We start from the raw sequence: 24,593 nt of genomic DNA on the forward strand, positions 1-24,593 counted from the left end.
ACGCCGCCCGGTGCCGCTGCATGCTGCCGGCTGGTTGGGCCATGCTGGCAACTTCGATGCAGGACAGAACGCTTCACCTGACGCTCGGCACTCTCGTGCTGCTGGCGCTGATCGCCTCGGCCATCGCGCCATACGACCGCGCCACCTGGCTGCTGGAGGTCGCACCGGTGCTGATCGCCGCGCCGGTGCTGCTGCTCAGTCATCGGTCGTTTCCGCTGACCCGCCTGCTCTACGTCGTGATCGCCATTCACGCACTGATCCTGATTCTCGGCGGCACCTATACCTATGCCAGGGTACCGGCGGGTTTCTGGGTGCAGGAATGGTTCGACCTCAGCCGCAACCCCTACGACAAGCTCGGGCATTTCATCCAGGGCGTGACGCCGGCCCTGCTCGCCCGGGAAATCCTGTTGCGCCTGCGCTTCGTCGTGCCGGGGAAGATGCTGGGCTTTCTCGCGGTCTGCGTCGCGCTGGCATTCAGCGCCTTCTATGAGCTGATCGAGTGGTGGGTGGCGCTGCTGGCGGGACAGGGCGCCGTGGACTTCCTCGGCACCCAGGGCGATCCCTGGGATACCCAGTCCGACATGCTCATGGCGCTGCTCGGTGCGCTACTGTCGGTCAGCCTGCTGGCGGGCACGCAGGACCGGCAGATCGAGCATCTGCAGCGTACTGGCGCGGCGGGCTGACGCCATGCTCTATCGGATCGGTGCCGACGCCGTACTGCTGTTGCACCTGAGCTTCATCCTTTTCGTGCTGTTCGGCGGTCTGCTGGTGGCCTGGAGACGCGGTTTTTTGCTGCTGCATCTTCCGGCCGTAGCCTGGGGTATCTATATCGAACTGAGCGGCGGCGCCTGCCCGCTGACCTATTGGGAAAACCTGCTGCGGCGGCTGGCCGGCAACGAAGGCTACGAGGCGGGCTTCATCGAGCATTACCTGCTGCCGCTGATCTACCCCGACTGGCTGAGTACGCCGGTGCAGTACGTGCTGGCCGCCGTAGTGGTGCTGACCAATCTGCTGATCTATGGCTGGCTGCTGTGGCGGCTACGCCACAGGTGACCCGGACGGGAGCCGGAACAGGCAGGCATATCCTTCACATCGCGTTACAAGCCGGCGGTTCGAGGGCAACGCCCGTGCCACGCGGCCTGGGAGGCAGCGAGCGAGCCTCGCCGAGCATTCCATCAACCGGCGGCGAGAACCTTGCGAGCAGCCGTGGGTCCGGACATTAACGTCCACCCAAGCCCAACGGGCCGAACCAAGGGGATCACCCATGTCGCTCGCCATCGCCCGCCGTCCGGCGTCGCTTGCAGTCCTGGCCTTGCTGCTGACCGCACTGCTTCCCGCTCACGCGCAGCTTGCGCCGGAGCTTGATGTTCCGTACGTGCCGACGCCCGATCGCGTCGTGGCGCGGATGCTGGCGATGGCCGATGTGAAGGCCGGCGATACCGTCATCGACCTCGGCTCCGGTGATGGCCGCATCGCCATCGCCGCGGTCCGCGATCGCGGCGCCGACTCGGCGCTGGGCATCGACCTCGACCCGGAACGCATCCGCGAGGCCAAGGCCAATGCCGAGGCGGCGGGGGTTGCCGACAAGGTCAGCTTCGAGCAGGGCGACCTGTTCAAGAAGGACATTGCCGAGGCTACCGTAGTGACCATGTATCTGCTGCCGCGGATCAACATGCGCTTGCGCCCGGTCATCCTCGATACGCTCAAGCCTGGCACACGGGTGGTATCGCACGCTTTCGACATGAACGATTGGCCGGCCGATCGCACCGACTACGTCGGCGGCAGCTACGTCTACCTGTGGGTGGTTCCGGCCAAGGTCGACGGGCGCTGGGAAGTCGAAACAGCGGACGGCCGCTTCACCCTCGAGCTGCAGCAGCAGTTCCAGCAGGTGCTCGGCGTCGCGCGTTCCGGGGGGCTGCACAACAGCGTGACCGGTAGCCTCGAAGGCGACGTGTTCCACTTCAACGTGGGCGGCATGGACTACGTGGGCAAGGTGGAAGGCGACCGTATCAACCCGCTGCAAGGTGAAGGAGTCGCCTCCGGCTGGAGCGCGCGGCGTAGCTGAATATGAGTAGCCAGATGCGCTCGCGGCACAGCGGCGACCTCTCGGTGGTCGATGGCGTAGCCGTGCTGGTCGGCGTGGTGGTGGGCGTCGGCATCTTCGGCTTCCCGCCCCTGGTAGCCCAGCATGCCGACAGCGGGACGCTGTATATCGCCCTCTGGCTGGCCGGAGGCGCGCTGATGCTGGTCGGCGCGCTGTGCTACGCGGAGCTGGGCGCGAGCTTCCCCGACGAGGGCGGCGAGTACCACTACCTGCGGCTGGCCTGGGGTCGCCGTTTCGGCCTGATGTTCGCCTGGGCCCGCGGTACCGTGATCCAGACCGGCGCTATCGCCGCGGTGGCCTTCATCTACGGCGACTACGCGCAACGGCTGATGCCCCTGGGCGACCACGGCGGCACGCTGCACGCCCTGCTCTCGGTGGCATTGCTGACCACGCTCAACGTGTGCGGCACGCGCGAGTCCAAACGCGTCCAAATCGCCCTGAGCAGCCTCACCCTAGTCGCCGTCATCGGCGTGATGCTCGCCGGCCTGCTTTCCAGCGGCCCCAGCTCGCCGGCCGCGATCGAGCCGCGCGACGGAGGCCTCGGCATGCTGGGCATGGGCATGGTCTTCGTGCTGCTGACCTACGGAGGCTGGAACGAAACCGCCTACCTGTCGGGCGAGCTGCGCAACCCGGCGCGCAACATGGGCCGCGTACTGCTGCTCGGCACGCTGCTGGTGACCACCCTCTATTTGCTGACCAACCTGGCATTGCTGCAGATATTCGGTCTGCAGGCGCTCAGCCAGTCGGACGCGATCGGTGCCGATCTGATGGAGATCGTCGCCGGGAGCTGGGCGGCTCAGGGGTTGAGCCTGCTGATCTGCTTTACCGCCCTTAGCACGCTCAACGCGACGATCCTCACCGGAGCACGGGTGTATTACGCGCTGGGCCGGGACGTGCCGCGGCTGCATCGGCTCGCGGCCTGGAACGAGCGTGGCTCGACGCCCGTGCGGGCATTGCTGGTACAGGCGGCGATCACCCTGCTGCTGATCCTGTTCGGCGCGCTGAGCCAGAGCGGCGTGCAGGCGATGGTCGCCTACACCGCGCCGGTATTCTGGTTCTTCATGTGCATGACGGCGCTCTCGCTGCTGCGACTGCGCCGGCTGGAGGCCTCGGCGCCACGGCCATTCCGCGTGCCCTGGTACCCCTGGCTACCGCTGCTGTTCGCCAGCAGCTGCCTGGGCCTGTTCGTCTCCAGCACGCTCTACGCGGGACCGGGCGCGCTGCTGGGGCTGCTGGTCCTTGCCTTCGGCCTGCCGCTTCTGCTGGTGCGCAGCCCGGCTGCGGTGAGCGCAACCTCGGGCGTCGAGCCCTAGAGCTTCAGCTCGAACTCGTCGCCGTCGTGGTACGCCGGGAAGCGCTCGCGGAATGCCGCCAGGTCACGGGCGCGCAGGGAACAGCGGAACACGCCATCGCGATCACCGGCATCGAGCAGCGTATCGCCCTTGAAGTCGAGCACCTGGCTGTCACCGCTATAGGGGTAGCCCTTGCCGTCCTCGCCGACCCGATTGACCGCCGCCACGTAGCAGAGGTTTTCGATGGCACGCGCCGGCAGCAGGCGGTTCCAGGCATCGCGGCGCGCCGCCGGCCAGTTGGCCGTGTAGAGCAGCAGATCGGTGCCGTGCGGATCGCGACTCCACACCGGGAAGCGCAGGTCGTAGCAGATCAGCGGACGCACCCGCCAGCCGTTCACCTCGAACAAGGCCTGTTGTAGGCCTGGCGTGTAGTGCTTGTGCTCACCGGCCATGCGGAACAGGTGGCGCTTGTCGTAATGCAACACCTCACCATCGGGACGCGCCCAGAGCAGGCGGTTGCGATGGCTGCCGTCGGCGGCCTCGATGATCACGCTGCCGGTGACGACCGCATCCAGCCGCGCCGCCTGGCCGCGCAGCCAGGCATAGGTCGCGCCCTCTTCCGGCTCGGCCAGGGCTGCCGAGTCCATGGAAAAACCGGTGGTGAACATCTCCGGCAGGACGATCAGATCGGCACCGCGGGCCTGGTCGAGCAGCCCGGCGAAGCGCTCGCGGTTGGCATCGGCATCCTGCCAGACCAGCGTGGTCTGGAGCAGGGCCAGTTCGAGATCGGGCAGGTTGTTCAGATCGCGCATAGTCGTTCCGCTGCCTGACGCAGCGTCTCCTCTCGTTTGGCAAAGCAGAAGCGCACCAGCCTGAGATTGGCCGGCGCATCCTGGTAGAACACCGAGATCGGAATGCTCGCCACACCGTGCTCGCGGGTCAGCCATTCGGCCATGGCGACGTCGTCGAGGTCGGGGCGGATCGCCGAGTAATCGGCCAGCTGGAAGTAGGTGCCAGCGGCGCGGGTGAAGCGGAAGCGGGAGCCAGCCAGCAGGTCGCAGAACAGATCGCGCTTGGCCTGATAGAACGCTGGCAGCTCGGAGATGTGCTCCGGATGCGCCGCCATGAAGTCAGCCAGTGCCCATTGCAGTGGCGTGACGCCGGTAAAGCTGACGTACTGATGCACCTTGCGCAGTTCGCTGCTGAGCGACGCCGGCGCCACCACGTAACCGGTCTTCCAGCCGGTGACGTGATAGGTCTTGCCGAACGAGCTGACGACAAAGGCACGCTGATACAGCTCCTCGTGACGCAGCACGCTGGCGTGCTCCCGGCCGTCGAAGACCAGGTGCTCGTAAACCTCGTCGCTGAGCAGGTAGATGTCGCGCTCGCGGATCAGTGCTGCCAGTCGATCCAGATCGCCACCATCGATCAACGCGCCGCTGGGATTGTGCGGGGTGTTGAGCACGATCATCCGCGTGCGCGGGGTTACGGCGTCGGCCAGGCGCTGCCAGTCGATCCGGAAGTCCGGCAGGCTCAGCTGCTGGTGGATACAGGTGCCCCCGGCCAGTTGCACGGACGGCTCGTAACTGTCGTAGCAGGGATCGAAAACGATCACCTCGTCGCCTGGGCGGACCACCGCCTGGATCGCGCAGAAGATCGCCTGGGTGGCGCCAGGGGTGATGGTGATTTCGCTGGCGACGTCCACCTGCCGTCCGTACAGGCCGGCCACCTTGGCCGCCACCTGCTCGCGCAGCGCCGGCAGGCCGGCCATCGGGGCGTACTGGTTGTGGCCCGCCATGACGTGCCGCGTAAGGGCTTCGCGCAACGCCTCGGGGCCATCGAAGTCGGGAAAGCCCTGGGAGAGATTCAAGGCACCGGTGTCGGCAGCGAGCTGAGACATGGTGGTGAAGATGGTCGTGCCGACATTGGGCAATTTACTGGTGAGCATGACGATCGTCCGACAGGCCTGCCGTTTGAGAGTCGGCAGCGAAGGCCGACAGGATAGCCGATGAGCGCGACCCGATACGAGACGCGCCGGCCGACAGCCTGTTCAGGCTGCTACAGTTCAGTCAATGGCCAACCCGTCATCGACCCTCAAGGAACTGCCATGTCGAACCTTTCCGTCAGCGACCTGTGGAGCGAGCTGCGCGCACAGGCGCAACGTGCCCTGGACACCGAGCCGACCCTGGCCACGATCGTCCGCCAGACCATCCTCGATCAGCCGGACTTCGGTGGCGCGCTCGCCCACCGCATCGGCCACGCCCTGGCCGACAGCATCGAACAGAGCCACACCCTGACCGATCGCTTCGCCGGGCTGCACCACCAGCTGCCTGCGCTGGCCGAGACGGCCTGCTGCGACCTGCAGGCGATCGTCAGCCGCGACCCCGCATTCGACAGTGCACTGGAGGTCTTCCTGTTCTCCAAAGGCTTTCTGGCGCTGCAGGCGTACCGCATCGGGCATCAGCTGCACGGTCGCAGCGAGCGCCTGCTGGCGATGTACATCCAGGCACGCTGCAACGAACGCCTCGGCATCGACATCAATCCGGCCAGCCGTATCGGCAGCGGCATCATGCTCGACCATGGCACCGGAATCGTCATCGGCGAGACGGCCGTGGTCGGCGACGATGTGTCGATTCTGCAGGGCGTGACCCTGGGCGGGACGGGCAAGGAAGGTGGCGACCGTCATCCGAAGGTTCGCAGCGGCGTGATGATCGGCGCGGGCGCGAAGATTCTCGGCAACATCGAGATTGGCGAGGGGGCCAAGGTGGGTGCCGGCAGCATCGTGCTGCACCCCGTTGCGCCGCATACCACCGTGGTCGGCAACCCAGCCCGCCAGGTCGGCAAACCGCGCCACGCACGACCGGCCCTGGACATGGACCAGTCGTTCGACGGCGACAGCTGAGGCATCACCGAGCCCACACGTGGGGCCGACAGCGGGAACGGGAGGAAACACCCGCCCAGTTCCCAAGCTTGCAGAAATGCGCGATCAGCGCTTCTTGTCGCGGCGCTTCTTCTCGGCCTTCTTGTGGTGGGACATGAGACGCCGCTTCTTGTTGACCTGGCGGTCGGTGAGCGTGTTCTTCTTGCCCTCGTAGGGATTGTCGCCGCCCTTGTACTCGATGCGGATCGGCGTACCGACCAGCTTCAGTACACGCCGATAGGTGTTCTCCAGGTAGCGCGTGTAGGACTTGGGCACCGCATCGACCTGGTTGCCGTGGATGACGATCAGCGGCGGGTTGGCGCCACCCAGGTGCGCATAGCGCAACTTGATGCGCCGGCTATTGACCATCGGCGGCTGGTGCTCGCGCACGGCGTCCTCGAGGATCTGCGTCAGGCGGCTGGTCGGCCAGCGGGTGATCGCCGACTTGAACGCGGCCTGCACCGACTTGTAGAGGTGCCCGACGCCAGTGCCATGCTTGGCTGAGATGAAATGGATATCGGCGTAGTCGACGAAGAACAGCCGGCGCTCAAGCTCCGTCTTCACGTAGTCCTTCTCGCCCTGCTCCATGCCGTCCCACTTGTTCAGCGCGATGACCAGCGCACGACCGGTCTCCAGCACGAAGCCCAGCAGGTTGAGATCATGCTCGACGACACCTTCGCGGGCATCCATGACGAAGATCACCACGTTGGCGTCCTGGATCGCCTGCAGCGTCTTGACCACCGAGAACTTTTCCACCGCCTCGAAGATCTTGCCGCGACGACGTACGCCGGCGGTGTCGATCAGGGTGTACTTTTCCTCGTCGCGCTCGAAGGGGATGTAGATGCTGTCGCGCGTGGTGCCGGCCTGATCGTAGACGATGACCCGCTCTTCACCGAGCATGCGGTTGACCAGCGTCGACTTGCCGACGTTGGGCCGCCCGATGATGGCGATCTTGATGCCTTCCTTCTCGCTCGGGCCCGGAATGCGCTTGGGCTCCTGGCCTTCGGCTACCACTTTCTCGCCTTCCGCGAGCTCCCCGCCCTCCTCGCCTTCCCCGTTCTCGTCGGCGTTGTCCTTGGGGAAAATGCCCAGCGCCTGCTCGAGCATGTGGCTGATGCCACGACCGTGGGCGGCAGCGATCGGCAGCGCATCACCCAGGCCCAGCGGACTGAATTCCGCACGGGCGATATCCGGATCGACGCTGTCGACCTTGTTGGCCACCAGGAAGCAACGCTTGTTCCGCTTGCGCAGGTGTTCGCCGATCATCTGGTCCGCCGCGGTCAGCCCGGCGCGGGAGTCGACCATGAACAGGACGGCATCGGCTTCCTCGATGGCCTGTAGCGACTGCTCGGCCATCTTCGCATCGATGCCTTCCTCGTCACCGGAAATACCACCGGTGTCGATCACGATGTAGGTGCGCCCCTGCCACTTGGCCTCGCCGTACTGGCGATCGCGGGTCAGCCCGGCGTACTCGGCGACGATGGCATCGCGGCTCTTGGTCAGGCGATTGAACAGGGTGGATTTGCCGACATTCGGGCGACCCACCAGGGCGATTACGGGAACCATGCGGCTCTCCACTGCGATATTTCAGAAAACACGAAGGCCGCTGCAGGGCAGCGGCCGAATATTCATGGCTCCGCCAGGCGGAGCCGCGGGTCCAGCAGGCGGTCAGTCGGCCTGACGAATCGTCAGTGCGACCAGCTTGCCGTCATTGCCGAAAGCATACAGCCAGTCGCCCTCGACCACCGGGCGAGCCCGGACGCCGGAGCTGTCGACCCGCTCACGGGCGACGAAGCGGCCATCTACCTGACTCAGGAAGTGCAGGTAGCCCTCGACATCACCGACCACCACGTAGCTGGACAACACGGCAGGAGCCGACAGCTGACGACGCGCCAGCGACTCGTTGCGCCACAGCGCAGTGGTGGAGCGCTCGTCGATGCCCTCGACAGTACCGTCGGCCAGGCTCAGGTAGACACTGCCGTAGCCCAGCGCCACACCGGAGTAGCTCGACGCGTCACGCTGCCAGAGCACGCGGCCGGTCTCCAGTTCCAGCGCCGCAGCGCGCCCCTGGTAGGTCGCCACGTAGAGGGTGCCACCGGAGAGCAGCAGCCCACCGTCGATGTCCACAACCCGCTCCAGTTCGGACCGGCCCTGCGGGATGGCGACCCGCTGCTCCCATACAGGCAAGCCGCGACGGGTATCCAGCGCGATCACCTTGCCACTGGACAGACCGGCGATGGCCAGCTGATTGGTCAGCAGCGGTGCACCGGTACCCCGCAACGTCAGCACCGCCGGCGAGCTTTCGTAGCTCCAGCGTTGTGCGCCGGTGTCGATCTCCAGAGCGATCAGCCGGTCATCCTGGGTCTGCACCAGCACGATATCGCCGTTCACGGCGGGGGCGGCCAGCACTTCGCTGCTGACCTGGCTGCGCCAGCGCTCTTCACCGGTGCTGACATCCAGCGCCAGCACTTCACCGCGCAGGGTGCCGATCAGCACCAGGCCGTAGCCGGCACCCACCGCACCGGAAACCGGCTTGTCGAGCTTCTTCTTCCAGTTGACCTTGCCAGTCAACCGATCCATGGACACCACCAGACCTTCGACGTCTGCGGCATAGATCTGGTCGCCATAGACCACCGGGGTCAGCAGGTTGTAGGTCTTGCCCTGCCCTTCGCCGATAGAACGACTCCACTCCTTCTTCAGCGAGATCTCCGCATCGAACTTGGTCAGCTCCGCCGGCTCTGGCTCTTTGGAACTATTGCTGCTGCAACCTGCGGCCAGTACGGCCAGGGTCAGCAATGCTGCAGTCTTCCAGCGCATCGGTTACGCCTCCCCTCGGGCCAGATCATCCAGTTTCATTTGCAGACCGCCAATGGCCGCATCCTGGGACAGCGACTCCTTGGCCTTGCTGTAAGCGGCGTGCGCCTCGTCGTTACGGCCGAGCTGCACCAGCAGATCGCCGCGCAGTTCCTCACGGCTGGCTACGAAGGCGGCATCCACCTTGCCATCGAGCAGCTTGATCGCCTCGTCGGCCTTGCCCTGCGCAGCCAGCACACGTGCCAGACGCTGGCGCGCCAGCTCGTCCAGCGTCTTGTCCGCAGGCTTGTCGACGATGGCGCGCAGCTCGCTGGCGGCCTCGTCCAGGCGGCCGGATTCCACCGCCACCTTGGCCACAAACAGGCTGCCGTACTGCGCATAGTGCGTACCGGCAAAGTCCTTCTTCAGCAGATTGCCCAGCCGCGACACTTCGGCGGCATCAGCCTCGCCGGATTCCAGGGCGGCGCCGAGCAGTTGCTGATAAACCACCGAGGCGCTCTGCGCCTGATTGATCTGATGCTTCTGCCAGAACTGCCAGCCGAACACCAACACCAGGGCGATCACGGCACCCAGCACAAGCGGCTTGCCGTTGCGCTGCCACCAGTCTTTGATCTGCGCCAGTTGTTCTTCTTCAGTACCCGAGGTCACGCTGTCACTCCTTTTATTCGCTAAGTCTCAGACCTGCTCGAGGCAGGCAGCCAGACGCTCGGGCAGAGCATCCCAGGCAATGCTTTGTTGCTCGCTGTCATCGCGCAGCGGCTTGCAACCTACCACGCGCCCTGCCAGTTCGTCGTCACCCAGAATCAGCGCATAGCGCGCTCCGCTCTTGTCGGCCTTCTTGAACTGACTCTTGAAGCTGCCACCGCCAGCGTTGACCAGCAGGCGCAGCCCCGGCAGTTCATCACGCAGACGTTCGGCCAGCGCCAGTGCCGCCAGCTCGGCGGCCTCGCCGAATGCACAGATGTAGGCATGCGGTGCCGGGTTCAACGTCTCCGGCACCAGGCCGAGCGTTTCCAGCAGCAGCACCAGACGCTCGACGCCCATGGCGAAGCCGACACCCGGCGTCGGCTTGCCGCCGAACTGGCTGACCAGACCGTCATAACGCCCACCGGCACAGACCGTGCCCTGCGCGCCGAGCTTGTCGGTAACCCACTCGAACACGGTGCGGCCGTAGTAATCCAGTCCACGAACCAGTTTGGGATTGATCTCGTAGGCGATGCCGACCGCATCCAGCCGGGCCTTGAGCCCTTCGAAATGCGCCCGCGACTCCTCGTCCAGATAGTCGTGCAGGGTCGGTGCATCGGTCAGCAACGCCTGCGTCTGGGCATTCTTGCTGTCCAGGATGCGCAGCGGATTGGTGGTCAGGCGACGCTGACTGTCCTCGTCGAGCTGCTCGAAACGCTGTTGCAGGTAGGCCACCAGAGCATCGCGGTAGCGCGCCCGAGCCTCGCTGGAGCCCAGGCTGTTGAGCTGCAGCGTCACCGCATCGGCGAGGCCGAGCTGCTTCCACAGGCGCGCGGTCAGTACGATCAGCTCGGCATCGATATCCGGTCCCGGCTGGTTGAACACTTCCACGCCGATCTGGTGGAACTGCCGGTAGCGACCTTTCTGCGGCTTCTCGTAGCGGAACATCGGCCCGGTGTACCAGAGCTTCTGCACCTGCCCGCCACCCGTCATGCCATGCTCGAGCACGGCGCGCACGCAGCCGGCGGTACCTTCGGGACGCAGGGTCAGCGACTCTTCGTTGCGATCGAGGAAGGTATACATCTCCTTGTCGACCACATCGGTGCCCTCGCCGATACCGCGGGCGAACAGGTCGGTGAACTCCAGGATCGGCAGACGGATCTCGCTGTATCCGTAGCTTTCCAGCAGCTGCGCAAAGGTGCTTTCCAGATAACGCCAGGTCGGCGTCTGCGCAGGCAGGATGTCATTCATGCCACGAATGGCTTGCAGGGACTTGCTCAATGGGATTCCTTAAAGATCAGCTGCGCGCGATGACCGCCGCGTCGGACGCAAGCTTCTCGGCGGCCTTGCGCCGGATGAGCTGCTCCAGCTCATCGACGAGGTTTTCGTTGTTCAGTTTCTGCGCCGGCTTGCCATCGATGTAGACCAGGTTGTTCGGAGTGCCACCGGTCAGGCCGATGTGGGCCTCCTTGGCCTCGCCCGGACCGTTGACCACGCAGCCGATCACCGCGACGTCCATCGGCACCAGCAGGTCCTCGACGCGGGTCTCCAGCTCGTTCATGGTCTTGACCACATCGAAGTTCTGCCGCGAACAGCTCGGGCAGGCGATGAAGTTGATGCCGCGCGAGCGCAGACGCAGAGACTTGAGGATATCGAAGCCGACCTTGATCTCCTCGACGGGATCGGCCGCCAGCGACACACGAATGGTGTCGCCGATGCCTTCGGCGAGCAGCATGCCCAGACCCACTGCGGACTTCACCGTGCCGGAACGCAGCCCGCCCGCCTCGGTAATGCCCAGGTGCAGCGGCTGCTCGATCTGCCCGGCCAGCAGCCGATAGGCCGCCACGGCCATGAACACATCGGACGCCTTGACGCTGACCTTGAAGTCCTGAAAGTCCAGGCGATCGAGATGGTCCACATGACGCAGTGCGGACTCCACCAGCGCCTGTGGCGTCGGCTCGCCGTACTTCTTCTGCAGGTCCTTCTCCAGCGAACCGGCGTTGACACCGATACGGATCGGGATGCCCTTGTCACGCGCAGCGTCAACCACTGCCCGAACGCGATCCTCGCGGCCGATGTTGCCCGGGTTGATGCGCAGGCAGTCGACGCCGAGCTCGGCTACCCGCAGGGCGATCTGGTAATCGAAATGGATATCGGCGACCAACGGCAACTGTACGCGCTGCCTGATCCGGCCGAAGGCCTCCGCAGCCTCCATGGACGGCACCGAGACCCTGACGATGTCAGCGCCGGCATTGGCCAGGCGCTGGATCTGCCCGACCGTCGCCTCGACGTCGCAGGTTTCGGTGTTGGTCATGCTCTGTACGGAAATCGGCGCATCGCCACCGACCGCAACGCCGCCTACCCAGATCTTGCGGGACTGGCGACGTTTGATAGGAGATTCGGAATGCATGGTGAGCTTACTGTCCGAGCTTGAGGCGCGCCGTCTCGCCGCGCATGTGGGTGGCGAGATTCACCGCTTCGCCGTTGTAACTGAGTTGTGCACCGCGAGCGTACCCCAGATGGACGTCCAGCGGCGCCTTGCCTGTGACTGTCCTGCTGGTACCGGCCTTGGCCAGGGCACTGAACAGCACGCGACCATCGGCATCCGTCACACGGGTCCAGCAATCGGCGGTAAAGCGCAACTCCAGCTGAGCCTCACCCGGCGCGGCGACAGGTGCCGGTGTGTCAGTGGCTGCGCTCGGAGCGGTGGCTGCAGGCGCCTGCACGGGCACTGGCGCGCTATCACCGGTCTCTGGAAGCGGCAACGGCTGCGATTGCTGGGGAGGAGCCGCCGTCGCGCTCGAGCCTGTAGCTTCCGGTGTGCTTTCTGGCGTTACGGCCGCCTCGCTCGCATCCGAATCGACGACAGGTGGCTGTCCATCCGCTACGTCGACCGGCGCCTCGGCCACTTCGTCGGCCCGATCGAGCAGATGAATCTCGGTGGTGCCGTCGGCGCTTTCGACTTCGATCCGCTCAAGTGCCGAGACCGGCGTTGTGCTGGCTTCCCGCGCCGTATGTTCCTGCCACCAGAACCAGGCCGCTGCCGCCAGAGCCAGCAGCAAGGCGAAGCCGAAGAAACGCATGAAACTGCGCGACAGACGGCTAGGCTCCTCGATACGACCGAGACTGTTGACGCTGCTGCCGGATGCGTTGGTGCCAGTGTGCTGGTCGAACTCCTGGACCAGGCGGGTCTGATCCAGACCCAACAGCTTGGCATAGGCCCGAACGTAACCGCGGGCAAAGGTATGACCCGGCAGCTGGCTGAAGTCGCCTGCCTCGATGCGGGCGAGCGCGCGCTCGGTGAGATTGAGCTGCTGTGCAACCGCAGACAGCGTCAGGCCCTTGTCTTCACGAGCCTTGCGCAGCGTTTCCCCGGGGTTGTTTCCCATCGGTGCAGCCTGTTCTTGGTGCGGCGCGGTCATCGTTGCTCCGAAAGATATTGCTTGTACTCATCCGTACCGGGATACAACCGCCTCAACTGCAGCGCCAGGCTGGCAGCCGTGTCGCGGTCCTGATGGATGTTGGCCAGGCGAATGCCGAGCAGCAGACTCCGTGCAGTCTGATCGGACATCTGGCTGAAGCTGTCGTAGTAACGCTTGGCTGGGACGTACTGCTTGTCTTCGTAGGCCATCATCGCAAGTTCGAGCAGCGCTCGGGGCTGGCGGCCATCCAGACGCAGCGATCGGCTGAAGTAGCTTTCGGCTTCCTCGCGCTTGCCCAGTTGCAGGGCGGTCATGCCGAGGTTCTGGAAGACGCGGGCGCGCTCGGGATACATGTTGTCTTCGGCGGCCTGGCTGAAACGCTCCATCGCTTCCGGATAGCGTTTCTGCTCGAAAAGGAAGCTGCCGTAGTTGTTGAGGATGCGCGCGTCCTTGCGGCTGGACAACGCTTCACGGTAGTGCTTGTCGGCCAGGTCGTTTTCCATTTCGGTCTGGAATACCAGTGCCAGCGCCGCATGCGCGTCGGCGCTGCGTGGGTCGATTTCGAGCGCCTTGCGCAGCGGCGTCTTCGCACGGGCGGCCGCGCCTTGCTGCAGATAACCGATACCCAACTGAATATAGGCATCCCGTGCCTGCTGCCGACCTTCGTCGGTCTTCAGTGGATCGACGGTGCCAGAAGACACGCAACCGGCCAACAGGCCGGTCAGTACAAGCAGCAGCGCAGCGCGCAGAATCATCAGCATCCCCCTCAGGATCGGTTCGAAGCAGTTTGCGCCGCACCCGGCTCGCTCTGCAGCTCGCGTACAGCGATGTATCGCTCGCTTCGACGCGTCCGGTCCAGAACCTGACCGACAAGCTGACCGCAAGCCGCGTCGATGTCTTCGCCGCGGGTGGTACGCACCGTCACATTGTGCCCGCCTTTATGCAGGATGTCCTGAAAACGGCGGATCGCATTGTTGCTCGGCCGCTCATATCCGGAATGAGGGAACGGATTGAACGGAATCAGATTGATCTTGCATGGAATGTCCACCAGCAGAGCGATCATCTGCTCGGCATGCTCGGGCTGATCGTTGACACCCTTGAGCAGCGTGTATTCGATGGTCAGCACGCGCTTCTCGCCCAGGCGCGACACATAGCGTTTGCAGGCGGCCAACAGTACGTCCAGGGGGTACTTCTTGTTGATCGGAACCAGCTGATCGCGCAGCGCGTCGTTGGGCGCATGCAGTGACAGCGCCAGGGACACGTCGATGACCTTGGCCAGCTCGTCGATCATCGGCACGACGCCGGAGGTCGACAGGGTCACCTTGCGCTTGGAAATGCCATAACCGAGGTCGTCCATCATGATCTGCATGGCAGCGACGACGTTGTCGAAATTCAGCAACGGCTCGCCCATCCCCATCATCACCACATTGGTGATGGCGCGATCGATCTTCGCCGGGACGGTGCCGAAAGACTTGTTGGCAATCCACACCTGACCGATCACCTCGGCCGCCGTGAGATTGCTGTTGAAACCCTGTTTGCCGGTGGAACAGAAGCTGCAATCCAGCGCACAGCCGGCCTGCGAGGAAACGCAAAGCGTTCCACGGCCGCCCTGGGGGATGTACACCGTTTCCACACAGCTGCCCGATGCGACCCGAACCACCCATTTGCGGGTGCCGTCGCTGGAGATGTCTTCACTGACGATCTCCGGGCCGCGAATCTCGGCGCAGGCCTTGAGCTTTTCGCGCAGGGCCTTGCCGAGATTGCTCATGGCATCGAAATCATCGACGCCGAAGTGGTGAATCCATTTCATCACCTGACCGGCGCGAAAACGCTTCTCCCCGATGGACTCGAAGAAGCTTTCCAGTTGCGGCTGGGTCAGACCCAGCAGATTCACCTTACCGGTCGTGGCAATCATTGGACTCACCTTCGCTCACTCAGCGAATGCGTGCGCACACTTCGGTGGCAGCAAAGAAGTAGGCGATTTCACGGGCGGCCGAGGCTTCCGAGTCGGAACCGTGAACGGCGTTCTCGTCGATGGAGACCGCGAAGTCGGCACGGATGGTGCCCGGAGCCGCTTCCTTCGGGTTGGTGGCGCCCATCAGCTCGCGGTTCTTGGCGACGGCGTTCTCGCCTTCCAGAACCTGAACGATGACCGGACCGGAAGTCATGAAGGCAACCAGATCCTTGAAGAAGCCGCGCTCGCTGTGCTCGGCGTAGAAACCGGCAGCTTCGCGCTCGGACAGCTGAACCATCTTGGAAGCGACGACACGCAGGCCGGCCTTCTCGAAACGGGTGGTGATCTCGCCGATCACGTTCTTGGCGACAGCGTCAGGCTTGATGATGGAAAAGGTGCGTTGCAGGGCCATGTAGGACTCCAAAACTGATGGGTTAAAGCGAACGAGTAAACCCGCGGATTATACGCGGGTTGGCGTTAAAAACATAAGGGTAGAGGGCCTTGCCGCGGACGCGTGGCCCGATCGCCGAACGGTAACGGCACGCTGGGTGCGAACGCCCCAGGAGGCGTTACTCTGCCTCTTCGATCCAGGCGGCCTGGATGGCTTCGAGCACCTTTTCGCCGCCACGACTAGGCTCGTCAGCGAAGTCAGGCAGCTCGAGTACCCAGCGATGCAGATCGACGAAATTCACATAGCGCGGATCGACATCGGCCTTGCGCTCGGCGAGTTCGATGGCGATGTCCTGCACATCAGTCCATTTCAGTTGCATGTCCTTGCCCTCAATGCCCTTCCGACACCTGGTTGATGGTGTACTTCGGAATCTCCACGACGAGATCGGTATCGGCCACTACCGCCTGACAGGACAGCCGCGAGTAGGGCTCCAGCCCCCAGGCCTTGTCGAGCATGTCGTCCTCCAGCTCATCGGAGGCCTCGAGCGACTGGAAGCCCTCGCGAACCACCACATGACAGGTGGTGCATGCGCAGGACTTCTCGCAGGCATGCTCGATATCGATGCCGTTGCGCAGCGCGGCGTCCAGCACCGTCTCGCCGGTTTTCGCCTCGATCACGGCACCTTCGGGGCAATGATCGGCATTAGGCAGGAAAATGATCTGCGGCATCTGGGTCAATCCTCGATATCGTTAAGCCGCCGCCCGGCCAAGGCGGCCTTGACGGTGGAATCCAGACGACGCGCAGCGAAGGCGTCGGTGATCTGGCTCAGGCGTTTGGTCTGGCGCTCGATGGCGGACACATCCTGACTGTCGAGCAACGCACGCAACTCGGCCATCTGAGCCTCGATGGCGGCACGCTCCTCGGTGGAAAGCAGACGTTCCCCGTCGGCAATCAGCGCTGCTTCGACAGCCTCCAGCAAGCGCTGGGCATCGACCAGCTGCTCGCGCAGGGCGCGGGCGTCGCGATCCTGATCCGCCTTGCGGAACGAGTCCTCGAGCATCCTGGCGATCTCGCCATCGGTCAGGCCATAGGACGGCTTGACCTGAATGCTGGCCTCGACGCCGGAGGCCAGCTCACGCGCCGAAACGCTGAGCAGTCCGTCGGCATCGACCTGGAACGTCACGCGAATCTTCGCCGCGCCCGCAACCATCGGCGGGATACCACGCAGCTCGAAGCGCGCCAGCGAACGGCAGTCGGAGATCAGCTCGCGCTCACCTTGCAGCACATGGATCATCATGGCCGACTGGCCATCCTTGTAGGTGGTGAAGTCCTGCGCACGTGCAACCGGAATCGTGGTATTGCGCGGGATGATCTTCTCCATCAGCCCGCCCATGGTCTCCAGACCCAGCGACAGCGGGATCACGTCGAGCAGGAGCAGCTCTTCGCCGTCCCGATTGTTGCCCGCCAGGGTCTCGGCCTGGATCGCGGCACCGATCGCCACCACTTCGTCCGGATCGATATCGGTCAGCGGTTCCCGACCGAACAGCTGGCCCACGGACGAACGTACTTTTGGCACGCGGGTCGAGCCGCCGACCATGACCACTGCCGTGATCTCGTCCAGCTCGACACCGGAATCACGCACCGCGCGCCGGCACGACCTGAGGCTTCGGGCAATCAGCGGCTCGATGAGAGCATCGAACGTCTCACGGCGGAGCTCGCCCGCCCAACCGGCGTAGGCGACCTGAACCGTCTCGTCCACACTGAGGCGCTCCTTGGCATCGCAGGCGATCTTCAACAGCTCGCGCTGCTCGCCGGGCGCCAGATCCTCGGAAACCCCGGCCTGCTGGAGAATCCAGTCAGCCACAGCGTGATCGAAATCGTCACCGCCCAAGGCGGTATCACCGCCTGTGGCCAGCACCTCGAACACACCCTTGGTCAGACGCAGAATGGAGATATCGAAGGTTCCGCCGCCGAGATCGTAGATCGCGACGACACCCTCGGCCTGACGGTCCAGACCGTAGGCGACCGCCGCTGCGGTCGGCTCATTGAGCAGGCGCAGCACATTGAGGCCGGCCAGCCGCGCCGCATCCTTGGTCGCCTGACGCTGGGCATCATCGAAGTAGGCCGGCACGGTGATCACCGCCCCGACCAGCTCGCCACCCAGCGTCGCCTCGGCGCGCTCGCGCAGCGCCCGCAGGATCTCCGCCGAGATTTCCACCGGGCTCTTGGCCCCCTGGACCGTCTCGATGAAGGGCATCTGCGATTCGGCCTGACGGAAACGATAGGGCAACTGTTCGCCCAACTGCTTGACGTCCGCAAGCCCTCGCCCCATCAACCGCTTGACCGAGCTGATGGTATTGAACGGATCGGCAGCTGCTGCACGCTTGGCACACGCACCGACCTCCACACGATCGGCGTGATAACGCACAACGGACGGCAGAATCACCTGCCCATCGGCATCGGCCAGCGGGGCGGTGACGCCACTGCGCAACGCGGCAACGAGGGAGTTGGTAGTGCCCAGGTCTATTCCGACAGCCAGGCGCCGCTGATGGGGCTGAGGGCTTTGTCCGGGCTCGGCAATCTGAAGTAAGGCCATGTCTGTCTGGTATCGGGCGCAACGCGAGCGTCGCGCGGGTTAATCGTCGAGGCGCTCTTCGAGCTGGCGCACTTCCTGGGTCAACTTGTCGAGAAACTGCATGCGGCGAACCAGTCTTTCGGCATCCACACGGCGCGCGGGGTCTCGCCAGATCTGACCGAAGTCGTCGTTGAGACCTTGCTGAGCCTGCTTGAGCCGCGACTTGAATGCCGCAACACCATCGAGATCGGCCTGCTCGTGAAGCTCTTCGAGCTCTTCGCGCCAATGCATCTGCTGCATCAGGAAGGCAGGATCCTGAACGGTCGCCTCCAACGGCACATCGTGCCCCTCCAACGCCAGCAGATAGCGCGCACGCCGGCTCGGGCTCTTCAGGGTCTGATAGGCCTCGTTCAGATTGGCCGAACGCTCCAGCGCCTGGCGCTGCTCGCTTTCGCCAGCATCGGCGAAGCGATCCGGATGAACCTGGCGCGCAAGCTCGCGATAGCGATCGGCGAGTTGCGCAAGGTCCAGCTCGAAGTCAGGCTTCAGATCGAACAGTGCAAAGTGACAGGGAGTACCCACGGCGTCCTCAGATATTGAAGCTCTCGCCGCAGCCGCATTCGCCACGAACGTTCGGGTTGTTGAACTTGAAGCCCTCGTTGAGGCCTTCGCGAACGAAGTCGAGCTCGGTGCCATCAAGGTAGACGAGGCTCTTCGGATCGATGATCACCTTCACCCCGTGGCTTTCGAACACCGAATCTTCCGCTGCGGTCTCGTCGACGAACTCGAGGACGTAAGCCAGCCCCGAGCAGCCCGTGGTGCGAACCCCAAGCCGCACACCCACACCCTTGCCGCGCCCTTCCAGCGAGCGACGAACATGCTGAGCTGCAGCGGGCGTCATGGTGATAGCCATCACAATCTCCTGTCAGAGCAGACCTTTCTTTTCCCGGTAATCACGCACCGCGGCCTTGATCGCATCCTCGGCGAGAACGGAGCAGTGAATCTTCACCGGCGGCAGCGCGAGCTCTTCAGCCAGCTGGGTGTTCTTGATGGTTTCCGCCTCTTCCAGCGTCTTGCCCTTCATCCATTCGGTGGCAAGGGAGCTGGAGGCAATCGCGGAGCCGCAGCCATAGGTCTTGAACTTGGCGTCTTCGATGACACCCTGCTCGTTGACCTTGATCTGCAGGCGCATGACGTCGCCGCAGGCCGGCGCGCCGACCATGCCGGTGCCGATGTTCGGATCTTCGGCGTCGAACTTGCCGACGTTGCGCGGATTTTCGTAGTGGTCGATGACCTTGTCGCTGTATGCCATGGTGCAATCCTCTTAGATCAGGCTGTGCGGCGCTTGACGCCGGTCAGTGGGCTTGCCACTCGACCTTGGAGATGTCGACGCCGTCTTTGAACATGTCCCACAGGGGCGAAAGCTCGCGCAGCTTGGTGACGGCCTCGCATACCTTCTGCGCTGCGTAATCGATTTCTTCTTCAGTGGTGAAGCGACCGAAGGTGAAACGGATGGAGCTGTGCGCCAGCTCGTCGTTGCGCCCGAGAGCGCGCAATACATACGAAGGCTCCAGCGAAGCAGACGTACAGGCGGAGCCGGACGATACGGCCAGATCCTTGAGCGCCATGATCAGCGACTCGCCCTCGACGTAGTTGAAGCTGAGATTGAGGTTGTGCGGTACACGCGCCGTCATGCTGCCGTTCACATACAGCTCCTCGAGATGCTCGACCTGCTTGTAGAAGCGGTCACGCAGTGCACGAATACGCTCGTTCTCCTGCGCCATCTCTTGTTTGGCGATACGGAAGGCCTCGCCCATCCCTACCAGCTGATGCGTAGCCAGGGTGCCGGAGCGCATGCCGCGCTCGTGACCACCACCGTGCATCTGCGCCTCGAGACGAACGCGCGGCTTACGACGGACATAGAGGGCACCGACGCCCTTCGGCCCGTAGGTCTTGTGCGCGGAAAAGGACATCAGGTCGACCTTCATCTTCTCCAGGTCGATCTCCACCTTGCCGGTGGACTGGGCGGCATCGACATGGAACAGGATGCCGCGCGCCCGGGCCAGCTCGCCAATCGCGGTGATGTCGTTGATGGTGCCGATCTCATTGTTCACGTGCATCACCGACACGAGGATGGTGTCCTCGCGCAGCGCCGCCTCGACCATCGCCGGGGTGACGATGCCGTCTTCGCCCGGCTCGATGTAGGTCACTTCGAACCCTTCACGCTCGAGCTGACGAGTGGTATCCAGAACCGCCTTGTGCTCGATCTTGGTGGTGACGATGTGCTTGCCCTTGGACGCGTAGAAGTGGGCGACACCCTTGATCGCCAGGTTGTCCGACTCGGTGGCACCGGAGGTCCAGACGATCTCACGCGGGTCGGCATTGACCAGTTCAGCCACCTGGCGACGCGCATTTTCCACCGCCTCTTCCGCTTTCCAGCCAAAGGCATGCGAGCGCGACGCCGGGTTACCGAAATTGCCTTCGTTGGTCAGGCATTCGATCATCTTTTCGGCGACACGCGGGTCGACCGGCGTGGTTGCGGAGTAGTCCAGGTAAATCGGCAATTTCATTCAGATATCTCCTATCAGGCGGTCGCCCTGCTCAATCGATGGCGGACGTTTCTATCTTGTCTATCTGCGGCGAAGTGCCGCTGGCCTTGCGCATGTCCTGGCGCAGCGCGACCTGCTGTACGTCCTGACGATTGACCAGATCGGCCAAACTGATGCCGCTGAGGAATTCATGGATCTGCTGACTGAGGTCGCACCACAGGTGATGGGTCAGGCAGGTATCGCCGGAGTGACAACCCCCGAGCCCCTGGCAACGGGTGGCATCGACCGATTCGTTGACCGCGTCGATAACCTGAGCAACCTGGATACCAGCCATGTCGCGAGACAGCTGATAACCTCCGCCAGGCCCGCGCACACTGGTGACGAGACTCCCACGGCGAAGCTTGGCAAACAGTTGCTCGAGATAGGAAAGCGAAATTCCCTGGCGCTCGGAAATGTCGGCCAGGGAAACCGGCCCATGCTGCGCATGCAGCGCAAGATCAAGCATGGCGGTGACGGCATAACGGCCTTTGGTGGTCAATCGCATCGGTCTGCACCAAGCATTACGGTTTGGCGCAATTATGCAATTCCCGAGTATTTGAGTCAACTATAAGACCTATTAAATTAGTAGGTCTTTAGCGAGACACCCTGATCGTACAGGCGGATGGCAAAGCTGGACGCATGATACCAGCTACTGCCAAGACCCGCACTTCAGCCGCGCGCTTCTCCGGCATCAGGCTTCACTTCGACGAAATCCTCTTCGCGCAACTCGGGTAGTTCCTTGGCGCAGTAGTCGCTACCGAGCGCCTTGAGCGCGCCACACATTCCCTCCAGTCGTTCCTCGACGGCCTGCACGTGATCGAGCAACTGCCCGATCGCCCGCGCTACCGGGTCCGGCATGTCCTCGCTGACACCGTAGGCGTCGAAACCGATCTTTTCGGCAATCGCCTTGCGCTTCGCCTCCTGCTCATCGCTGGATTTGACGATGACACGCCCAGGAATACCCACGGCCGTCGCACCCGGCGGCACTTCCCGCGTAACCACTGCGTTGGAGCCGATCTTCGCACCTGCACCCACCGTGAATGGGCCGAGAATCTTCGCGCCCGCACCGACGATCACGCCATCCTCGAGCGTCGGATGGCGCTTGCCCTTGTTCCAGCTGGTCCCGCCCAATGTCACGCCGTGGTAGAGCGTCACGTCGTCGCCGATCTCGGCGGTCTCACCAATGACGATACCCATCCCGTGGTCGATGAAGAAACGACGCCCGATCCGTGCACCCGGGTGAATCTCCACCCCGGTCAGCCAACGCCCGAGATTCGACGACATGCGCGCCAGCCATTTCCACTCATGGGTCCACAGCCAATGGGAAAGTCGATGGATCCAGATGGCGTGCAGCCCCGGGTAACAGGTCAGCACCTCGAACGCGTTGCGGGCTGCCGGATCGCGATGGAATACGCTTTGGATGTCTTCGCGCATGCGTTCGAACATCAATCACTTCTCCGCTTGTGAGGTTCGCCGCGGGCCGCCTTTTGCGTCTCGGTGAGAATGCCCCGCAGGATGTTCATCTCCAGCTTGCTGATTCCGCTGCGCCCATACAGCCTGCGCAGGCGCGGCATCAGATGGCGCGGCTTGGCCGGGTCGAGAAAACCGATATCGACCAGCGTCTGCTCAAGGTGGCCGAAATAGTTTTCCAGCTCGTCCACCGTGACCGGCTGCGCGTCGAGCATCGCCGTGGTCTCCAGTTTTTCCACCTTGGTCGGCCGCCCCTCGGCCGCCAGCCAGGCCATGCGCACCTCGTATGTGAGCACCTGGACGGCTGCGGCGAGATTCAGCGAGCTGAACTGGGGATCGGACGGGATATGGACATGGTATTGGCAGCGCTGCAGCTCTTCATTGGTCAGGCCGGCGTACTCACGACCGAACACCAGCGCCACGTCGCTACCGGCAGCAGCCTGCTCCACCGATACCGCGGCGCACTCGCGCGGGTCCAGGAGCGGCCAGGGTATGCGCCGATCCCGGGCACTGGTGCCAAGCACCAGACTGCAGCCGACCAGCGCCTCTTCCAGCGTGGCGACGACCTGGGCCGAATCGAGAATATCGGTCGCGCCGGACGCCCGGGCGACCGCGTCCGGGCTCGGAAAGTCTTCCGGATCAACCAGCACCAGACGCGACAGGCCCATGTTCTTCATGGCCCGCGCCGCGCCGCCGATATTGCCGGCGTGGCTGGTATTGACCAGCACCACTCGAATGTTCTGCAACGACACGATGAGTCTCAGCAAGAAAACCAGCGGAAAGCTTACAGGAAGCCGCTCGCCGTCCGCCATCGACCAAAGCCTGCAGCGACGCCGGTGACGCTACATGCGCCCGAGCTTTCCTGATAGAATTTCGCGCTTTCTTTAACGACCAGGTAATTGATCCATGCAGCCCATGCTGAATATCGCGCTGCGCGCCGCCCGCAGCGCCGGCGAACTGATTGTCCGTTCCACCGATCGCCTGGATGCAATCTCGGTCAACGAGAAAGAAGCAAAGGATTACGTCACCGAGATCGACAAGGCGGCCGAGCAGAGCATCGTTGCAGCGCTGCGCAAGGCCTATCCGAATCACGGCATCCTTGGCGAGGAAGGTGGACTGCTCGAAGGCAGCGGTGACGGCGCCGATTACCTGTGGATCATCGACCCGCTGGATGGCACGACCAACTTCGTGCGCGGCATTCCGCACTATGCCGTGAGCATCGCCTGCAAATACCGCGGCCGTCTCGAGCATGCCGTCGTCCTGGACCCGGTCCGCCAGGAAGAATTCACCGCAAGCCGCGGCCGTGGCGCAGCCCTGAATGGCCGGCGCCTGCGCGTCAGCTCGCGCAAGAGCCTGGACGGCGCCCTCCTCGGTACGGGCTTTCCGTTCAAGGACGGCCAACTGGACAACCTGGACAGCTACCTGAACATGTTCCGCAGCCTGGTCGGCCAGACCTCCGGCCTGCGACGCGCCGGAGCGGCGAGCCTCGATCTGGCCTACGTAGCTGCGGGCCGCTTCGATGCGTTCTGGGAGTTCGGCCTTTCCGAGTGGGACATGGCAGCCGGCGCGCTTCTGATCCAAGAGGCTGGCGGCCTGGTGAGCGACTTCAGCGGCGGCCATGAATTCCTCGAGAAGGGGCAGATCGTGGCCGGCAACACCAAGTGCTTCAAGGCTGTGCTGACGACCATCCAGCCCCACCTTACGCCGTCGCTCAAGCGCTGAGCGTGAGGCAAAAGAAAAACGCCCCAACAGGGGCGTTTTTTTATGCAGCTTGTTCAGTTCACTGCTGAGACACCATCAGCTGCCCATCCTGTACCGGAATCTGGCTGCCCGGATCACGATCCATCCGTACGCGCCCGACCTTGCCAGCCAGGTCGTACTTGACGTCATAGCCGACGATCTTGTCGTGCGTGTCGGTGACCGTGCTGCAGCGGGTCTCGGTGGTGGTGTAGGTGCTGTTGGCCTGCATGCGCCCCTGCACCTGATTGCCGGCATAACCACCGCCGACCGCACCGGCGACCGTGGCGATCTTCTTGCCATTGCCGCCACCGACCTGATTACCCAGCAGACCACCGACGACGGCGCCCACTGCGGTACCTGCGATCCGGTGCTCGTCCTGCACAGGCTTCTGCCGGGTCACTGTGACGTCCTTGCAGACTTCACGCGGCGTTCGGATGGTTTCCTTGATGGGTTCGACCGCCAGCACCTCGGCGAACTTCGGACCGCGATCAACCAGGCTATAAGTAGCGAAAGCTCCACCAGCCGTGGCGACGACCACTCCAAGTGCCGTACCGACCAACATGGACTTGTTCACTGTGACATCCTCTTCCTTCGGGCTGCGCCCGTTCCGCAGCCTTGGACCTCGCAAGGCTGCGGAAG

28 protein-coding genes are annotated in these 24,593 nt (G+C 63.8%); 6 read left to right on the plus strand and 22 right to left on the minus strand.

Annotation, left to right across the window (positions count from 1 at the left end; translation table 11 throughout):
* Window positions 1-20 precede the first annotated feature (20 nt).
* The 4 genes from ACVRRC_RS13410 (at window position 21) to ACVRRC_RS13425 (ending at window position 3,417) form a co-directional block, all read left to right on the plus strand.
* Window positions 21-683 (plus strand): DUF2238 domain-containing protein, encoded by a 663-nt coding sequence (locus ACVRRC_RS13410; protein WP_207238679.1) that lies wholly within the window; start codon window positions 21-23, stop codon window positions 681-683.
* A gap of 4 nt (window positions 684-687) precedes the next feature.
* Window positions 688-1,053, plus strand: a complete 366-nt coding sequence (locus ACVRRC_RS13415) for a DUF2784 domain-containing protein (RefSeq protein WP_011914116.1) — start codon at window positions 688-690, stop codon at window positions 1,051-1,053.
* Between the two features lie 211 nt (window positions 1,054-1,264).
* Window positions 1,265-2,065, plus strand: a complete 801-nt coding sequence (locus ACVRRC_RS13420; RefSeq protein ID WP_125856591.1) for a 50S ribosomal protein L11 methyltransferase — start codon at window positions 1,265-1,267, stop codon at window positions 2,063-2,065.
* A gap of 14 nt (window positions 2,066-2,079) precedes the next feature.
* The gene (locus ACVRRC_RS13425; RefSeq protein WP_061374359.1) at window positions 2,080-3,417 is read left to right on the plus strand and encodes an APC family permease; all 1,338 of its coding nucleotides are present in this window, start codon (window positions 2,080-2,082) and stop codon (window positions 3,415-3,417) included.
* On the opposite strand, the gene ACVRRC_RS13430 is transcribed toward ACVRRC_RS13425, so the two are convergent.
* Together ACVRRC_RS13430 and ACVRRC_RS13435 are read right to left on the minus strand one after the other, a co-directional pair.
* On the minus strand, window positions 3,414-4,208 hold the full coding sequence (locus tag ACVRRC_RS13430; RefSeq protein WP_125842795.1) for an amidohydrolase: 795 nt from the start codon (window positions 4,206-4,208) through the stop codon (window positions 3,414-3,416). The genes ACVRRC_RS13425 and ACVRRC_RS13430 overlap by 4 nt on opposite strands.
* A complete protein-coding gene (locus tag ACVRRC_RS13435) occupies window positions 4,196-5,344 on the minus strand; it encodes a pyridoxal phosphate-dependent aminotransferase (RefSeq protein WP_472997111.1) in 1,149 nt (382 codons plus the stop codon). The genes ACVRRC_RS13430 and ACVRRC_RS13435 overlap by 13 nt, the downstream gene beginning before the upstream one ends.
* Window positions 5,345-5,503: 159 nt before the next feature.
* Between ACVRRC_RS13435 and cysE (ACVRRC_RS13440) the strand changes: the two genes are divergently transcribed.
* Window positions 5,504-6,298: a serine O-acetyltransferase gene (cysE, locus tag ACVRRC_RS13440; RefSeq protein ID WP_045632574.1), complete on the plus strand. Its 795-nt coding sequence runs from the start codon at window positions 5,504-5,506 to the stop codon at window positions 6,296-6,298.
* An 84-nt stretch (window positions 6,299-6,382) separates the two neighbouring features.
* On the opposite strand, the gene der is transcribed toward cysE (ACVRRC_RS13440), so the two are convergent.
* The 19 genes from der to trmJ form a co-directional block, all read right to left on the minus strand.
* Window positions 6,383-7,882, minus strand: coding sequence for a ribosome biogenesis GTPase Der (gene der, locus ACVRRC_RS13445; RefSeq protein WP_472997112.1), 1,500 nt, complete (start codon window positions 7,880-7,882; stop codon window positions 6,383-6,385).
* Window positions 7,883-7,984: 102 nt separating this feature from the next.
* Complete coding sequence (gene bamB / locus ACVRRC_RS13450) at window positions 7,985-9,133, minus strand: outer membrane protein assembly factor BamB (protein WP_013983639.1); 1,149 nt, start codon at window positions 9,131-9,133, stop codon at window positions 7,985-7,987.
* Between the two features lie 3 nt (window positions 9,134-9,136).
* Window positions 9,137-9,778 (minus strand): YfgM family protein, encoded by a 642-nt coding sequence (locus ACVRRC_RS13455; protein ID WP_014597393.1) that lies wholly within the window; start codon window positions 9,776-9,778, stop codon window positions 9,137-9,139.
* Between the two features lie 27 nt (window positions 9,779-9,805).
* Window positions 9,806-11,095 carry a histidine--tRNA ligase gene (hisS, locus tag ACVRRC_RS13460; protein WP_011914125.1) on the minus strand — a complete coding sequence of 430 codons (1,290 nt, stop codon included), beginning with the start codon at window positions 11,093-11,095 and terminating at the stop codon, window positions 9,806-9,808.
* A gap of 16 nt (window positions 11,096-11,111) precedes the next feature.
* Entirely contained in the window at window positions 11,112-12,224 is a 1,113-nt protein-coding gene (ispG, locus tag ACVRRC_RS13465; protein ID WP_472997113.1) for a flavodoxin-dependent (E)-4-hydroxy-3-methylbut-2-enyl-diphosphate synthase, read from the minus strand.
* A 7-nt stretch (window positions 12,225-12,231) separates the two neighbouring features.
* Window positions 12,232-13,236, minus strand: a complete 1,005-nt coding sequence (locus tag ACVRRC_RS13470; protein ID WP_011914127.1) for a RodZ domain-containing protein — start codon at window positions 13,234-13,236, stop codon at window positions 12,232-12,234.
* Window positions 13,233-13,991 (minus strand): type IV pilus biogenesis/stability protein PilW, encoded by a 759-nt coding sequence (pilW, locus tag ACVRRC_RS13475; RefSeq protein ID WP_011914128.1) that lies wholly within the window; start codon window positions 13,989-13,991, stop codon window positions 13,233-13,235. Before pilW ends, ACVRRC_RS13470 begins: the two co-directional genes overlap by 4 nt.
* A gap of 11 nt (window positions 13,992-14,002) precedes the next feature.
* Window positions 14,003-15,151 (minus strand): dual-specificity RNA methyltransferase RlmN, encoded by a 1,149-nt coding sequence (rlmN, locus tag ACVRRC_RS13480; RefSeq protein ID WP_472997114.1) that lies wholly within the window; start codon window positions 15,149-15,151, stop codon window positions 14,003-14,005.
* A gap of 19 nt (window positions 15,152-15,170) precedes the next feature.
* The gene (gene ndk, locus ACVRRC_RS13485; RefSeq protein ID WP_011914130.1) at window positions 15,171-15,602 is read right to left on the minus strand and encodes a nucleoside-diphosphate kinase; all 432 of its coding nucleotides are present in this window, start codon (window positions 15,600-15,602) and stop codon (window positions 15,171-15,173) included.
* A 157-nt stretch (window positions 15,603-15,759) separates the two neighbouring features.
* Entirely contained in the window at window positions 15,760-15,960 is a 201-nt protein-coding gene (gene iscX, locus ACVRRC_RS13490; protein ID WP_014597398.1) for a Fe-S cluster assembly protein IscX, read from the minus strand.
* A gap of 10 nt (window positions 15,961-15,970) precedes the next feature.
* On the minus strand, window positions 15,971-16,309 hold the full coding sequence (gene fdx / locus ACVRRC_RS13495; protein ID WP_014597399.1) for an ISC system 2Fe-2S type ferredoxin: 339 nt from the start codon (window positions 16,307-16,309) through the stop codon (window positions 15,971-15,973).
* Between the two features lie 5 nt (window positions 16,310-16,314).
* Entirely contained in the window at window positions 16,315-18,177 is a 1,863-nt protein-coding gene (hscA, locus tag ACVRRC_RS13500; protein WP_019406738.1) for a Fe-S protein assembly chaperone HscA, read from the minus strand.
* A 39-nt stretch (window positions 18,178-18,216) separates the two neighbouring features.
* The gene (gene hscB, locus ACVRRC_RS13505) at window positions 18,217-18,738 is read right to left on the minus strand and encodes a co-chaperone HscB (RefSeq protein ID WP_011914134.1); all 522 of its coding nucleotides are present in this window, start codon (window positions 18,736-18,738) and stop codon (window positions 18,217-18,219) included.
* A gap of 7 nt (window positions 18,739-18,745) precedes the next feature.
* A complete protein-coding gene (iscA, locus tag ACVRRC_RS13510) occupies window positions 18,746-19,069 on the minus strand; it encodes an iron-sulfur cluster assembly protein IscA (protein WP_013983648.1) in 324 nt (107 codons plus the stop codon).
* 12 nt (window positions 19,070-19,081) lie between these two features.
* On the minus strand, window positions 19,082-19,468 hold the full coding sequence (gene iscU / locus ACVRRC_RS13515) for a Fe-S cluster assembly scaffold IscU (RefSeq protein ID WP_011914136.1): 387 nt from the start codon (window positions 19,466-19,468) through the stop codon (window positions 19,082-19,084).
* A 43-nt stretch (window positions 19,469-19,511) separates the two neighbouring features.
* Window positions 19,512-20,726, minus strand: a complete 1,215-nt coding sequence (locus ACVRRC_RS13520) for an IscS subfamily cysteine desulfurase (RefSeq protein WP_472997115.1) — start codon at window positions 20,724-20,726, stop codon at window positions 19,512-19,514.
* A 31-nt stretch (window positions 20,727-20,757) separates the two neighbouring features.
* Entirely contained in the window at window positions 20,758-21,249 is a 492-nt protein-coding gene (iscR, locus tag ACVRRC_RS13525; RefSeq protein WP_013983650.1) for a Fe-S cluster assembly transcriptional regulator IscR, read from the minus strand.
* 164 nt (window positions 21,250-21,413) lie between these two features.
* Window positions 21,414-22,190: a serine O-acetyltransferase gene (gene cysE / locus ACVRRC_RS13530; RefSeq protein WP_011914139.1), complete on the minus strand. Its 777-nt coding sequence runs from the start codon at window positions 22,188-22,190 to the stop codon at window positions 21,414-21,416.
* The gene (trmJ, locus tag ACVRRC_RS13535) at window positions 22,190-23,026 is read right to left on the minus strand and encodes a tRNA (cytosine(32)/uridine(32)-2'-O)-methyltransferase TrmJ (RefSeq protein WP_011914140.1); all 837 of its coding nucleotides are present in this window, start codon (window positions 23,024-23,026) and stop codon (window positions 22,190-22,192) included. Before trmJ ends, cysE (ACVRRC_RS13530) begins: the two co-directional genes overlap by 1 nt.
* A gap of 94 nt (window positions 23,027-23,120) precedes the next feature.
* Between trmJ and suhB the strand changes: the two genes are divergently transcribed.
* Window positions 23,121-23,936, plus strand: a complete 816-nt coding sequence (gene suhB / locus ACVRRC_RS13540) for a type III secretion system regulator SuhB (RefSeq protein WP_011914141.1) — start codon at window positions 23,121-23,123, stop codon at window positions 23,934-23,936.
* Window positions 23,937-23,994: 58 nt separating this feature from the next.
* On the opposite strand, the gene ACVRRC_RS13545 is transcribed toward suhB, so the two are convergent.
* Window positions 23,995-24,528 carry a glycine zipper 2TM domain-containing protein gene (locus ACVRRC_RS13545; protein ID WP_013983652.1) on the minus strand — a complete coding sequence of 178 codons (534 nt, stop codon included), beginning with the start codon at window positions 24,526-24,528 and terminating at the stop codon, window positions 23,995-23,997.
* Window positions 24,529-24,593: the final 65 nt, after the last annotated feature.

Source organism: Stutzerimonas sp. LR2 (genome assembly GCF_055755175.1).